Origin of the sequence: Devosia geojensis (assembly GCF_000969415.1) — a bacterium.
Classification (GTDB): domain Bacteria; phylum Pseudomonadota; class Alphaproteobacteria; order Rhizobiales; family Devosiaceae; genus Devosia; species Devosia geojensis.
Map to the genome: position 1 here is coordinate 43,812 of NZ_JZEX01000058.1, position 13,227 is coordinate 57,038.

The following is a 13,227-nucleotide window of genomic DNA, read 5'->3' on the forward strand; positions in this document are numbered from 1 at the left end:
TCAGTTCGCGCCAGCGGATTCCACCGGGAACTCGACAATCCCCTTTCGTGTCGCCACCAGTCCGATGCGGCCATGCTTGATGGCGAGCGCCTTTTCGCCGAAGAGCTTGCGCCGCCAGCCTCGCAGGGCGGGAACGTCCGCCTCGTCGTCAAGAACGAGCGCATCGATCTCCTCGGATGTGGCGATGATGCGCGCGGCGACGCCATGCTCCTCGGCCACCGATTTCAGCAGCACGCGAATCAGGTCGCCGACGGCGCCCTTTGGCGAAGGGCCGCGATAGCGTTCGGGAAGGGCCGGCAGTTCCTTCTTGTCCAGCGCTTCGACCGCCTTGAGGGTCGCCATGATCTCGGCGGCTGCTGCGCTGCGCCCGAAGCCGCGCGGCACGGCGCGCAGGTTCTCGAACGCCTCTGGGGTCAGCGGGCGCTGAACGGCAAGCTCGTAGAGCACATCGTCCTTGAAGATGCGGCTGCGGGGTTGGTCGAGCTCCTGCGCGCGACGCTCGCGCCACTCGGCGAGGCGCTGCAGCGCAGCGAGATCGCGCGGGCGGTTGATGCGCAGCTTCAGCCGCTCCCAGGCTTTCGTCGGCTCGATGACATAGGTGTCGACGCGGCGCAGGAGCTCCAGTTCGTCGTCGACCCACTCGCCGCGATGGGTTGCCTCCACCTGAGCCGTCAGCGAACGATAGATCTCACGCAGATGCGTGACGTCGGCGAGGGCGTAGGTGCGCTGCTTCTCGCTCAGCGGGCGCGCGGACCAATCGGTGAAGCGGGAGGACTTGTCGAGCGAGACATTGGTGATGGCGCGCACGAGGCTGTCATAGGAGGCGCTGTCGCCGAAGCCGCAGACGCTGGCGGCGATCTGGGTGTCGTAGATATTGGCCGGCACACGCCCGGTCATCTTGACGAAGATCTCGATATCCTGGCGCGCGGCGTGGAAAACCTTGACGACGTCCGGGTTGTCGAGCAGGGCAATGAACGACTTGAGATCGAGCTTGGCGGCGAGGGGATCGATCAGCACCGCCTCCTCGTCGGTCGCAGCCTGGATCAGACAGAGCTTGGGCCAGTAAGTCGTCTCGCGCAGGAACTCGGTGTCGACGGTCACGAAGTCGAATTTGGCGGCACGCTGGCAGAAGGCTGCCAAGGCCTCGCTCGTAGTGATCAGATCCATACCTACCAATCCAGAAAGTCAGGGTGCCTTTCCTAACAGGTCAGGCGCATGCACTCCAGAACGGATTCTGGCAAGAGTATGGCAAAGTCGCCCGCGTCGCGAAAGCCGAAGGGGCAGGGACGGCTCAACTTGACAACCGGGCGCGCGCATGCGCTTTTCCGCGCCAAGATTTCCGGCCTTTTCTGGTTCTGTCATGACATTGCATCGCTACCGCTCGCACACCTGTGCCGCTTTGACCGCTGCCGATGCGGGGGGCTCCGTCCGCCTCAGCGGCTGGGTCCATCGTATCCGCGACCATGGCGGCCTGCTCTTCATCGACCTGCGCGACCACTACGGCATCACCCAATGCGTGGTCGATCCCGATTCGCCCGCCTTTTCGGACGCCGAGAAGGTGCGCGCCGAATGGGTCATCCGTGTGGATGGCGAGGTGAAACTGCGTGGCGCGGATGCGGTCAATCCTAACCTGCCGACGGGCGAGATCGAGGTGTTCATCCGCGAGATCGAGGTGCTCTCGAGCGCCAAGGAGCTGCCGCTGCCGGTGTTCGGCGAGCCGGACTATCCGGAAGACGTGCGCCTGCGCTACCGGTTCCTGGACCTGCGCCGCGAGACGCTGCACGCCAACATCGTCAAGCGTAGCCAGATCATCGCCGAGATGCGCCGCCGCATGACGGACTCCGGTTTCGCCGAGTACTCGACGCCGATTCTCACGGCCTCCTCGCCGGAAGGCGCGCGCGACTTCCTGGTGCCGAGCCGCATTCATCCCGGCAAGTTCTTCGCCCTTCCGCAGGCGCCGCAGCAGTATAAGCAACTGCTGATGGTCGCCGGGTTCGACCGCTACTTCCAGATCGCGCCGTGCTTCCGCGACGAGGACCCGCGCGCCGACCGGCTGCCCGGCGAGTTCTACCAGCTCGACCTGGAAATGAGTTTCGTGACCCAGGAGGACGTCTGGGACACGATGGAGCCGATCATCACCGGCGTCTTCGAGGCCTTCGCCGACGGCAAGGCCGTGACCAAGCAATGGCCGCGCATTCCCTATGACGTGGCGATCCGCAAGTACGGCTCGGACAAGCCGGACCTACGCAACCCAATCGAGATGCAGGCCGTGACCGAGCATTTCGCCGGCTCGGGTTTCAAGGTCTTCGCCAACCTCATTGCCGCCGATCCCAAGACCGAGGTCTGGGCGATTCCGGCCAAGACGGGCGGCTCGCGCGCGTTCTGCGACCGCATGAACGCCTGGGCCCAGCAGCAAGGGCAGCCGGGCCTCGGCTACATCTTCTGGCGCAAGGAAGGCGACGTGCTCGAAGGGGCGGGCCCCATCGCCAAGAACATCGGGCCGGAGCGCACCGAGGCGATCCGCACCCAACTCGGGCTGGACGATGGTGATGCGGCGTTCTTCGTCGCCGGCGACCCGACCAAGTTCTACAAGTTCGCGGGTGAAGCCCGCACCAAGGCGGGCACCGATCTGGAACTGGTCGACACCGAGCGGTTCGAGCTCTGCTGGATCGTCGACTTCCCGTTCTACGAGTGGAACGAGGACGAGAAGCGCATCGATTTCGCTCACAATCCGTTCTCGATGCCGCAGGGCGGGCTCGAAACGCTGCGCACGACCAACGATCCGCTGACCATCAAGGCCTACCAGTACGATGCCGTCTGCAACGGCTTCGAGATCGCTTCCGGCTCGGTGCGCAACCAGGAGCCCGACACCATGGTCGCGGCCTTCGAGCTGACGGGTACCGGGCGCGAGGAGGTCGAGGAGCGGTTCGGCGGACTTTACCGGGCTTTCCAGTATGGCGCGCCGCCGCATGGCGGGGCCGCGTTCGGGCTCGACCGCATCGTGATGCTGCTCTGCGGGGTGCAGAACCTGCGCGAGATCACGCTCTTCCCGATGAACCAGCAGGCCGAAGACCTGCTGATGGGCGCCCCGTCGACGGCGAGCGCCAAGCAACTGCGCGAGTTGCACATCCGGCTCAATCTATCGGACAAGAAATAAAACAAGAGGCGCCGCAAGCTGTTGCGGCGCCTTTCTCAGATCTCGTCGGAGTTCCGGATCAGTGCGTCCAGGGCGTTTTGCGGTCGGCACGGAAGTTGTCCGGATAGCTGACGCGCTTGGGCGTCGGCACGTGCGACGGCTGGACGGCATAGGGGATACCATTGCGCTGGGCATAGGCCTCGGCGGCTTCGAGCGACTCGAAGGAGAGGCGCACCTGCTGGCGCATGTCGGTGGAGGAGGTGTAGCCCATGAGGGGATCGATGGTGCGCGCTACCTCGGGCTCGTAAACCAGTACCCATTGCTTGGATTTGCCCTTGCCCGACTGCATGGCATTGGGGGCGGGGCGATAGATGCGGGCGGTCATTTTACGCGTTGATCCTCAACACCTTGCGCTCAAAACGATCCTCATCAGGCTGCGGCGGGCAGCCTGGGCGATGGTCGGGGCAGAGTGATTCGAACACTCGACCCCCGGTTCCCAAAACCGGTGCTCTACCAGGCTGAGCTATACCCCGAAATCGCTTCATCCCGTTACAGGGTTCGCCCGGAAAGGGCAAGTGCAGTGCGGGATTTGCCCGGTTAGCATATGCTAGGAACGAGGTGCGATACGCTAACCGAAGGGTAACGCCGGAGGCGCAAAGTTTGCCCCTGGGCGACGATATGCGCAACGCCCCGCTGCGGCCAGATTGTTGAAATTCAATCCTCTGGGCCGCAAATGTAGCGCTTGGCGCGAAACCGCACGCAAACCGGGGTGTCGATGACGCATTTTAGACCGTCCGCGAGGCAGGGGGACAAGAACCGGGGCGGGGTCGCCGGCGAGGTGACGCGCGTCCCGCGCGAGACGCCACCGCCGGCCTTCATGGACCTGACGCAACCGTGGCCGCTGGGTCTCAGCCGCACCTCTTGGATACCGCACGTCAAGGTCGCGGTGCTGATGCTCTTCATCGTCGTCTGGTTCGACGTCTGGGCCTCGCAGAGCGCCATGGCCTGGCCGGACATGTGGCGAGAGCCGTTCTTCTTCATCACCGACTTCGGGCTCGCCGACTGGGTGCTGATCCCGACGCTCATCATGTTCATCGCGGTGATGGTCATCATGCTGCCGTTGCGGCGGGGGCGCTACCGGCGCGCGTTCTACGAAGCGGTGCTGGTCTCGGGCTATCTCTTCATCGCGGTCGGGCTGCCGGGGCTGGCATCCAACATCCTCAAGCGCATCATCGGACGCGCGCGGCCTGTTATCTACGAGGACGCCGGAGCATTCGAGTTCCGGCATCTCTTCAACAACTGGACATTCCAGAGTTTTCCCTCCGGCCATACGACGACGTCGCTCGCCATCGCGTTCGCGGTCGGGTTCCTCGCTCCGCGGTTCTTCTCGATCCTGCTGCTCATCGCCGTCGCGGCCTCGTTCTCGCGCGTGCCGGTCGGCATGCACTACCCCACCGATGTCGTCGGCGGCTTCATCGTCGGTACGCTTGGGGCCTACTTCGTGCGCAACGAATTCGCGCGCCGCCGCTGGCTTTTCCTGCGCCATCCGGACGGAACCGTGCATTTCCGCGGCCTGCCGGGGCTGCGGCGCCTCGTGCGGGGCTGGAGGCGGAAGGCAAGCGCTACGAGCGCTTCGGGCTAAAGCAGGACTTCGGTCCGCACCGCTCTGCGTTCGCGCCTCAGGCTCTGCCGCCGGATGGGGCCGCCATGGCCGCAAGGAGTGCGGAGCCGAGGAGCAGGACAGCGGCCAGCACAAAGGGGCTCCGCCTCCCAAGCTTTTCTCTAGCATGGGGCGACGGCGTGCATTAGCCGACGCAATTGGCATGTACTTATTGATCTGTGATATTAATCGCTGGGAGGTAAGCCCATGCAGCGTGAAGATCTGAACGACCTGCTCTGGTTCGTGGCGGTGGCCAACGAACGCAGTTTCACCAGGGCGGCAGCGAAACTGGGCACGTCTCAGTCGACTCTCAGCCACACGATCAAGCGGCTCGAGGCACGCATGGGGCTGCGATTGCTGACGCGCACCACACGCAGCGTCGCGCCGACCGAAGCGGGAGAACGTGTGCTTCGCTCGTTCGCTCCTCGCATCGAGGAAATCGAGGCCGACATTTCCCAGCTCATGGCGCTGCGCGACAAGCCCTCGGGCACGGTGCGGATCACCGTTTCCGACCACGCTTTCCAAACCCTGGTCTGGCCGAGGCTGAAGCGCGTCCTGGACGACTATCCCGATATCCGGCTCGAATTCAGCATCGACAACGGCTTGCGCAATATCGTCGAGGAGCGCTTCGATGCCGGCGTGCGATTGGGCGAAAGCCTGGACAAGGACATGATCGCGGTGCGCATCGGCCCCGATTGGCGGCTGGTCGTCGTGGCGTCGCCCGATTACTTCGCCCGTCACCCGATGCCCGAGGCACCACAGGACCTGGTCCACCATAGCTGCATCAACCACCGTCAACTGAGGGGCGGCGGACTTTATGCCTGGGAGTTCGCCAAGGATGGCCGCGAACTTCGAGTGCGGGTCGAAGGACAACTGACCTTCAACACGACCTTCGCGATGGTTGACGCCGTCCTTGACGGCTATGGAGTCGCCTACGTTCCCGAGGATCTGGTGGGCGGACTCATCGCCGAGGGCCGACTCAAGCAAGTTCTCGATGACTGGACCCCGACGTTCGCCGGGTATCACCTCTACTATCCGAGCCGCAGGCAGATATCGCCGGCAATGGCCGTCGTCGTCGGCGCCCTCCGGTATCGCTCATAGGTTTACCCCGTCATCGTGCCCTGGCGTACCGCTCGAGGGCGTCGGCGAGGTCCGCCTTGAGGTCCTCGATACCCTCGAAGCCGATATGGAGGCGCAGGAGGTTGCCCTCCTCGGTCCACGGCACGGCGGTGCGCATGCGCTCCGGCTTGACCGGTATGCAGAGGCTTTCGTAGCCGCCCCAGGAATAGCCGAGCGAAAACAGCCGCAGGTGATCGAGGAACGCAGCTGCGCTCTCTCGCGGAGCAGGCCTCAGCAAGACGCTGAAGAGACTGCCCGAGCCGGTGAAATCGCGTTTCCAGACGGCATGGTCGGGATGGCTCGGCAGGGCGGGATGCAGCACGCGCGAAACCTCCGGCTGGCTCTCCAGCCACTGGGCGACCTCGAGGGCGCGCTTGCGGTGCTCGGCCATGCGGATGGAAAGGGTGCGCAATCCGCGCGCGACGAGGAACGCCTCGTCGCCAGCGGTGAAAAAACCGAGCAGCCGGCGGGTCTTCTCGATCGCGGCCGACGTTTCCTCATCGACGCTCGAGACGGTGCCGGCGAAGGCATCGGAGTGGCCCACGAACATCTTAGTGCCGGCATGGACGACGATGTCGGCACCGAGCGCCAGCGGCTTGTAGAAGAGGGGGGTCGCCCAACTGTTGTCGACGATGACCTTGGCGCCGCGGGCATGTGTGGCGGCGGCAATGGCCGGCAGGTCCTGCACCTCGAAGGTGCCGGAGCCGGGACTTTCGACGAAAACGGCCCTGGTGTTCTCGCCGATGAGGTCGGCGATGCCCGCGCCGATGCGCGGATCGTAGTAGCGGGCGCCGGCGCCCATGCGCTTCAGGAACCCGTCGGCGAAGCTGCGGGTCGGCTCATAGGCGCTGTCGGTGATGAGGATGTCGTCACCGGCCGAAACGCAGCTCAGTATCGCAATCGTGACCGCCGCGAGTCCGGAGGGGGCGAGGATCGTATCGTGAGCGCCTTCGAGCAGGGTGACCACCTGCGTCACCTGCTCGGTCGTGGGGTTGCCGGCGCGCCCGTAGAGGAATCGCTGCTGCTGGCCTTCGAGGTCGTCCAGGGTTTTGAAAAGAACAGTGGAGCCGCGATAAACGGGGGTATTGACGAAGCCGAACTGCTCGTCGGGCACCCGGCCGTGATGGGTCAGCACCGTTTCCACAGAAAATTCGAGGCCGCTTTCCGGCGCATTTTCGCTCATACCAACGTCCTGCACAAATTCAATTCACTTCCATACTGCGCCCAAAAAAGCGACAGTATTGCTGGCCAAAGCGGCTTTCCGCCCTTGACGGCTGTTCCAATAGCCGCTTCGATGCTTAGCAGCATCACGATCGCCACACAAAGGCGACGGGTTGCGCCGGCAGCGCCAAAGGCGCGACCGGCCCCTTCAGGGTCAGGAAACAAAAAAGGCAATAAGATGCAAAACAAGGTCCTTACGATCGCGCTGGCGGCCGGACTCGGCCTCACAGCCACGGCTGCGCACGCGCAGACGCTCGATGCGGTAAAGGCAAAAGGCTACATCCAGTGTGGTGTGACCGGCGGCGTCCCCGGGTTCTCGGCGCCGGATGCGAACAACGTCTGGGCGGGGCTCGAGGTCGATTTCTGCCGCGCGGTCGCAGCCGCGATCTTCGATGATCCGGATGCCGTGCGTTATACGCCGCTCACCTCCCAGGAGCGCTTCGCGGCCCTTTCGGCCGGCGAGATCGACATCCTTTCGCGCACGACCACCTGGACGATGAGCCGCGACACCGACCTCGGCATCTCGTTCGTCGGCACCATGTACTATGACGGCCAGGGCTTCATGGTTCGCGTCGAGGACGGCATCGAATCGGCGCTGGATCTCTCGGGCGCCGCTGTCTGCATCGAATCGGGCACGACCACCGAGCTCAACGCGGCCGACTATTTCGCCGCCAACGGCATGGACTTCACCCCGGTCGTCTTCACCGACCAGGACGAAGTGGTGAAGGCCTTCGAGGACGGACGTTGCGACGTCTATACGACGGACGCTTCCGCGCTTGCTGCCGAACGCTCGAAGTTCGGCACCCCCGACGACTACGTCATCCTGCCCGAGATCATCTCCAAGGAGCCGCTCGGCCCCGTGGTGCGCCAGGGCGACGACCAGTGGTTCAAGATCAACCGCTGGGCCTATTACGCGCTCGTTGAAGCCGAAGAGCTGGGCGTGACGCAGGCCAATGTCGACGAGATGCTGGGCTCGGACAATCCGGCCGTGCGGCGTCTGCTGGGCGTCGAGGGCGAATTCGGCACGCCGCTCGGGCTCACCAACGACTGGGCCTATCGGATCGTCAAGCACATCGGCAACTACGGCGAGTCCTATGACCGCCATGTCGGTCCGAACACCGAAATCGGTCTCGAGCGCGGCCTGAACGCGCTCTGGACCGACGGCGGCCTGCAATACGCGATGCCGATCCGCTAAGGAAACGAGATCCGGCGCCCTCGATCCCCGAGGGCGCCGGATCGTTTTTGCTGGCACCTTTCGTGACACATCGAGGACGAGCCAAGTCCACTGGCATTTGTGCGCTGCCGGCCAGCGCCGGAGCCGGTTGCGTCGGGCTTTTCCCGTCATCCACGAGCACGCGCCGCATCGTCCGCTGAGAGGACCCTTCGCTCTATGGCCGTCCAAAGCAATACCCGAAGCGCTCCGCCCAGAGTCGCTTTCTACAACGATCCCGTCATCCGCGGGATCATCTACCAGATCATCGTGGCGGGCCTCGTCATCGCCTTCTTCGTCTGGATCATCGCCAACACCGCCCAGAACCTGGCCGCGCAGAACAAGACGACGGGCTTCGACTTCCTGTTCCAGACGTCGGGCTTCGGCATCAGTTTCACGCTCATTCCGTTCGACCGCGCCTCGTACTACTGGGAAGCGTTCCTGGTGGGCCTGCTCAATACGCTGCTGGTGGCGGCCATCGGCATCGTCTTCGCCACCGTCATCGGCTTCATCCTTGGTATCGCGCGCCTGTCGTCCAACTGGCTGATCGCGCGTTTCGCCACCGTCTATATCGAAGTGATCCGCAACGTGCCGCTGCTGCTGCAGCTCTTCTTCTGGTACTTCGCGGTGTTGAAGGCCATGCCGGCGGTGCGCGACAGCCTGGCGCTGCCGCTCGGCGTCTTCATCAACCAGCGCGGGCTCTACGTGCCGCGGCCGATCCCGGACGAGCAGTTCGGGTGGGTCTATGTCGCCATCGCCCTCGCCATCGCCGCAACCATCGGCGTCACCATCTGGGCGCGCCGGCGGCTGGAGGCGACGGGCGAGCGGTTCCCGGTGGTGGCTGTCAACATCGCCATCCTCATCGTGGTCATGGTCCTCGGCTTCATCGTCAGCGGAGCGAGCGTCGCCTTCGAGATGCCGGAGCTGCAGCGTTTCAACTTCCGGGGCGGACTGGAGCTGCCGCCGGAGTTCGTCGCGCTCGCCTTCGGGCTGACCATCTATACGGCCGCGTTCATCGCCGAGAACGTCAGGAGCGGCATCCAGGCGGTGAACAAGGGCCAGACCGAAGCGGCGCAGTCGCTGGGACTGCGCGAAGGCGATCGGCTGCGGCTCGTCATCATCCCGCAGGCGATGCGGGTGATCATCCCGCCGCTGACCAGCCAATACCTCAACCTGACCAAGAATTCCTCGCTCGGGGCGGCCATCGGCTATCCCGAACTCGTCAACGTGTTCATGGGCACAACGCTCAACCAGACCGGCAAGGCCATCGAGGTCATCGCCATCACCATGGCGGTCTACCTCACGCTCTCGCTGGCGACGTCGGCGTTCATGAACTGGTACAACGCGCGCGTGGCGCTGGTCGAACGGTAGGAGCACGGCATGTCTCTCTCTTACGTTCGCGAGGAAATGGTGCCGCCGCAACCGGCACCGGTGCGTACCACCGGTGTCATCGCCTGGGCGCGGCAGAATCTCTTCGCCACGCCCTTCGATGCGGTCATGACCGTCATCGGCGTCGCGTTCCTCATCTGGGCGATCCCGCCGATCTACAACTTCATCTTCCCCACTTTCCTCGGGGGAGACGCGGTGCCGCCCGGCGGCACGGTCGAGGACTGCCGCGCGGCGGGGGCAGGGGCCTGCTGGGCCTATATCTCGGCGCGCATGTCGTTCTTCATCTACGGGTTCTACCCGCCCGCAGAATACTGGCGGCCGAACCTGGTGTTCCTGCTCGGGGCGCTGCTGATCGTGCCGCTGCTCTGGCCGCGGGCGCCGTTCAAGCGCATCAACGCGCTGCTGTTCTTCGTCGTTTACCCGATCATCTGCTATTACCTGCTCAACGGCGGCGTCTTCGGGTTGCGGCGGGTGCCGACGGAACAGTGGGGCGGCCTGCTGGTCACCCTCATCATCTCGCTCGTCGGCATCATCTGCTCGATGCCGATCGGCATCCTGCTGGCGCTCGGGCGGCAATCGAAGCTGCCGATCATCAAGACGCTCTGTGTGATGTTCATCGAGCTGTGGCGGGCGGTGCCGCTGATCACCATCCTCTTCATGGCCTCGATCATGCTGCCGCTGTTCATGCCCCAGGGCACGACGGTCGACAAGCTGCTGCGCGCGCTCGTCGGGGTGACGCTGTTCTCGTCGGCCTATCTTGCCGAGGTGATCCGCGGCGGGCTGCAGGCGCTGCCGCGCGGCCAGTACGAAGCGGCGAGCTCGCTCGGCCTCAGCTACTGGAAATCGATGGGGCTCATCATCCTGCCGCAGGCCTTGAAGCACGTCATTCCCGGCATCGTGAACAGCTTCATCGCACTCTTCAAGGATACGTCGCTGGTGTCGATCGTCGGCATCTTCGACCTGCTCAACACCGTCCAGGCGGCGAGCTCGGACATCAACTGGTCATCGCCGACGCAGGCGGTGACGGGATATCTGTTCGCAGCGTTCGTGTTCTGGATTTTCTGTTTCGCCATGTCCCGCTACTCCATCTGGATGGAGCGACGCCTGGACACGGGCCACAAGAGGTAACGCCATGAGCGAAATTTCCGAAACCACGGTCGACCGGGAAATCGACACCTCGCAGATGAAGATCTCGTCCACCGAGGTCGCGATCGACATCGTCGGGATGCACAAGTGGTTTGGCGACTTCCATGTGCTGCGTGACATCAACCTGCGCGTGATGAAGGGCGAACGCATCGTCATCGCCGGACCTTCCGGGTCGGGCAAGTCGACGCTCATCCGTTGCATCAACCGCCTCGAGGAGCATCAGCAGGGCGACGTCGTCGTCAACGGCGTGGAGCTGACCAACGATCTCAAGCGCATCGACGAGGTGCGGCGGGAAGTCGGCATGGTGTTCCAGCACTTCAATCTTTTCCCGCACCTGACGATCCTGCAGAACCTGACGCTCGCTCCGATCTGGGTACGCGGCATTCCCAAGGCCGAGGCCGAGGAGGCCGCCATGCATTATCTGGAGCGCGTCAAGATCCCGGAGCAGGCCGCCAAGTATCCGGGCCAGCTTTCGGGCGGGCAGCAGCAGCGCGTCGCCATCGCGCGTTCGCTCTGCATGCAACCCAGGATCATGCTCTTCGACGAGCCGACTTCGGCGCTCGATCCGGAGATGGTCAAGGAGGTGCTGGAAGTGATGATCTCACTGGCCGAGGACGGCATGACCATGCTCTGCGTCACCCACGAAATGGGTTTCGCCCGGCAGGTGGCCAATCGGGTGATCTTCATGGACCAGGGCCAGATCATCGAGCAGAACGACCCGGAGAACTTCTTCTCCAATCCGCATCACGAACGCACCAAGCTTTTCCTCAGCCAAATCCTGCACTGAGCCAAATGTCGGGGCGCGGCGAGCTGTCCAAAACCGCCGCCGCGCCTTGACCCTGCGGAGCGGGCTGTCGATAGTGCTGGCGAGTAGGGAGCGTTCCGGTCGTCTGGCAGTGTCGAAACTCTTTGCAAATTCGCCATTGCGGGCGATGTGCCTGGTCGTTCTCGTCCTGGCGACGACGTTTGCCGCCGGTCGTGCGCACGCACAGACGCTGGAGGCGGTCCGCGAACGCGGGTTTCTCATCTGCGGGGCGGTCGGGCCTCTTGCCGGCTTCTCGCAGGTCGATGCCGAAGGGCGCTGGAGCGGGTTCGATATCGACATCTGCCGGGCGATCGCGGCCGCTGTGCTGGGAGATCCCAATCTTCTCGAATTCCGGCCGCTGCGCGGGGCGAGCCGTTTCGCCACGCTCCAGACCGGCGACCTCGACGTCATCGTGCGCAATGCGCCGTGGACCGAGCGGCGCGACACCGTCTATGACGCGCGCTACGTGGCGCCGACGTTCTTTGACGGGCAGGCGTTCATGGTGCCGCAATCGGAGGGGGTCGTCTCGGCGTTCGAGCTCGATGATCTGACCATCTGCGTTGCCGACAACGGCGAGGAGCTGACGCGGCTGCGCGAGTTCTTCTTCGAGAACCAGGCCAACTACAGCGAGGTCGTCTACGAAGATACGGCCGACCTGCTGCTCGCCTATCGCGGGGGCCTGTGCAACGTGCTCTCGGCGCCCGGCCGCGAGCTCAACGCCATGCGGCGCGAGCTGCCGGACCCGCTCATCCACCGCATCCTGCCCGAACGTATTTCCAAGGAAGCCGTCGGCCCGGTTGTGCGCGCCGACGACGACCGATGGTTCAATATCATCCGCTGGACGATCTACGCCCTGATCAATGCCGAGGAACTCGGCGTGACCTCCCTCAACATCGAGTCGCTTTCGGCCACCCGCACAGCGGCCGTGCGCAGGCTCCTGGGGCTGGAGGGCAACTACGGCGCGCCGCTGGGGCTGGAGACGGACTTCATGGCGAACGTCATTCGCGCCGTCGGCAACTACGGCGAGATCTACGAGCGCAATTTCGGGCCGCAGACCGGTGCGGTGCTGCTGCGCGGACAGAATTCGCTGTGGCTCAACGGCGGGCTTCTTTACGCGCCGCCGATCCGATGACGGTGGCGCGCGCAAGCGCCGCCCGGCCATGTGGCCTGCGGTTGATGAGGTGGGCGGCAACGGGCGGGCTTATACCCGGGGACCGAAGCTTCAAAAAGGAAAGGTGGGCTTTCACCCGCCCGTTGCACGGGGATTTCTCGACCGGGGCGACAAGAGACGGCCCAGCGATGACTTTGCGCTGTTTGGGATGACCGCCCGTCCCCGCCTGTCCAGCCTCCACCGGGGCGACCCCCGGCAGACACCCGCTCCCAGAACCCGGTGGCAGGCAAGACGGTCCGCGTGCACGAGCGAACCGTCCGACCTGCCACCGGCCGCCGGCAACTCGTACTTGCCGCGCCCGGCGAAGGGATGGGTGTGAGTATGGGGCTTGTGGAAGCTGCGGGGATAAGTTTTTAATTCCACACCAGAT

Annotated in this window: 11 protein-coding genes and 1 tRNA gene; 8 read left to right on the top strand and 4 right to left on the bottom strand. The window is 64.3% G+C overall.

Annotated elements, in window-relative coordinates; genetic code table 11:
- The gene (gene rnd, locus VE25_RS05520; protein ID WP_046107594.1) at nucleotides 1-1,167 is read right to left on the bottom strand and encodes a ribonuclease D; all 1,167 of its coding nucleotides are present in this window, start codon (nucleotides 1,165-1,167) and stop codon (nucleotides 1-3) included.
- Nucleotides 1,168-1,366: 199 nt separating this feature from the next.
- On the opposite strand from rnd, the gene aspS reads away from it, so the two are divergent.
- A complete protein-coding gene (gene aspS, locus VE25_RS05525; RefSeq protein WP_046107612.1) occupies nucleotides 1,367-3,157 on the top strand; it encodes an aspartate--tRNA ligase in 1,791 nt (596 codons plus the stop codon).
- Nucleotides 3,158-3,215: 58 nt separating this feature from the next.
- Here aspS and VE25_RS05530 read toward each other — a convergent pair whose 3' ends face one another.
- A complete protein-coding gene (locus VE25_RS05530; protein ID WP_046107595.1) occupies nucleotides 3,216-3,521 on the bottom strand; it encodes an ETC complex I subunit in 306 nt (101 codons plus the stop codon).
- 71 nt (nucleotides 3,522-3,592) lie between these two features.
- A tRNA-Pro gene (locus VE25_RS05535) sits at nucleotides 3,593-3,669 on the bottom strand.
- A 242-nt stretch (nucleotides 3,670-3,911) separates the two neighbouring features.
- Here VE25_RS05535 and VE25_RS21705 point away from each other — a divergent pair.
- The gene (locus tag VE25_RS21705) at nucleotides 3,912-4,778 is read left to right on the top strand and encodes a phosphatase PAP2 family protein (protein WP_083988739.1); all 867 of its coding nucleotides are present in this window, start codon (nucleotides 3,912-3,914) and stop codon (nucleotides 4,776-4,778) included.
- Nucleotides 4,779-5,003: 225 nt separating this feature from the next.
- The gene (locus tag VE25_RS05545; protein ID WP_046107596.1) at nucleotides 5,004-5,897 is read left to right on the top strand and encodes a LysR family transcriptional regulator; all 894 of its coding nucleotides are present in this window, start codon (nucleotides 5,004-5,006) and stop codon (nucleotides 5,895-5,897) included.
- 10 nt (nucleotides 5,898-5,907) lie between these two features.
- Here the strand turns inward: VE25_RS05545 and metC are convergent, their stop codons facing one another.
- Nucleotides 5,908-7,098 carry a cystathionine beta-lyase gene (metC, locus tag VE25_RS05550; protein WP_046107597.1) on the bottom strand — a complete coding sequence of 397 codons (1,191 nt, stop codon included), beginning with the start codon at nucleotides 7,096-7,098 and terminating at the stop codon, nucleotides 5,908-5,910.
- 216 nt (nucleotides 7,099-7,314) lie between these two features.
- Between metC and VE25_RS05555 the strand changes: the two genes are divergently transcribed.
- The 5 genes from VE25_RS05555 (at nucleotide 7,315) to VE25_RS05575 (ending at nucleotide 12,818) form a co-directional block, all read left to right on the top strand.
- The gene (locus tag VE25_RS05555; protein ID WP_046107598.1) at nucleotides 7,315-8,331 is read left to right on the top strand and encodes an amino acid ABC transporter substrate-binding protein; all 1,017 of its coding nucleotides are present in this window, start codon (nucleotides 7,315-7,317) and stop codon (nucleotides 8,329-8,331) included.
- Between the two features lie 195 nt (nucleotides 8,332-8,526).
- On the top strand, nucleotides 8,527-9,717 hold the full coding sequence (locus VE25_RS05560; RefSeq protein WP_046107599.1) for an amino acid ABC transporter permease: 1,191 nt from the start codon (nucleotides 8,527-8,529) through the stop codon (nucleotides 9,715-9,717).
- 9 nt (nucleotides 9,718-9,726) lie between these two features.
- Complete coding sequence (locus VE25_RS05565; RefSeq protein ID WP_046107600.1) at nucleotides 9,727-10,863, top strand: amino acid ABC transporter permease; 1,137 nt, start codon at nucleotides 9,727-9,729, stop codon at nucleotides 10,861-10,863.
- Nucleotides 10,864-10,867: 4 nt separating this feature from the next.
- Nucleotides 10,868-11,668, top strand: a complete 801-nt coding sequence (locus VE25_RS05570; protein ID WP_046107601.1) for an amino acid ABC transporter ATP-binding protein — start codon at nucleotides 10,868-10,870, stop codon at nucleotides 11,666-11,668.
- A gap of 145 nt (nucleotides 11,669-11,813) precedes the next feature.
- The gene (locus VE25_RS05575) at nucleotides 11,814-12,818 is read left to right on the top strand and encodes an amino acid ABC transporter substrate-binding protein (protein WP_046107602.1); all 1,005 of its coding nucleotides are present in this window, start codon (nucleotides 11,814-11,816) and stop codon (nucleotides 12,816-12,818) included.
- Nucleotides 12,819-13,227: the final 409 nt, after the last annotated feature.

Coding starts and splice junctions, on each gene's coding strand:
- VE25_RS05555 (WP_046107598.1), top strand. CDS start 7,315: ATGCAAAACAAGGTCCTTACGATCGCGCTGGCGGCCGGACTCGGCCTC.
- metC (WP_046107597.1), bottom strand. CDS start 7,098: ATGAGCGAAAATGCGCCGGAAAGCGGCCTCGAATTTTCTGTGGAAACG.
- VE25_RS05565 (WP_046107600.1), top strand. CDS start 9,727: ATGTCTCTCTCTTACGTTCGCGAGGAAATGGTGCCGCCGCAACCGGCA.
- VE25_RS05545 (WP_046107596.1), top strand. CDS start 5,004: ATGCAGCGTGAAGATCTGAACGACCTGCTCTGGTTCGTGGCGGTGGCC.
- VE25_RS05570 (WP_046107601.1), top strand. CDS start 10,868: ATGAGCGAAATTTCCGAAACCACGGTCGACCGGGAAATCGACACCTCG.
- rnd (WP_046107594.1), bottom strand. CDS start 1,167: ATGGATCTGATCACTACGAGCGAGGCCTTGGCAGCCTTCTGCCAGCGT.
- VE25_RS05560 (WP_046107599.1), top strand. CDS start 8,527: ATGGCCGTCCAAAGCAATACCCGAAGCGCTCCGCCCAGAGTCGCTTTC.
- VE25_RS05575 (WP_046107602.1), top strand. CDS start 11,814: ATGTGCCTGGTCGTTCTCGTCCTGGCGACGACGTTTGCCGCCGGTCGT.
- VE25_RS21705 (WP_083988739.1), top strand. CDS start 3,912: ATGACGCATTTTAGACCGTCCGCGAGGCAGGGGGACAAGAACCGGGGC.
- VE25_RS05530 (WP_046107595.1), bottom strand. CDS start 3,521: ATGACCGCCCGCATCTATCGCCCCGCCCCCAATGCCATGCAGTCGGGC.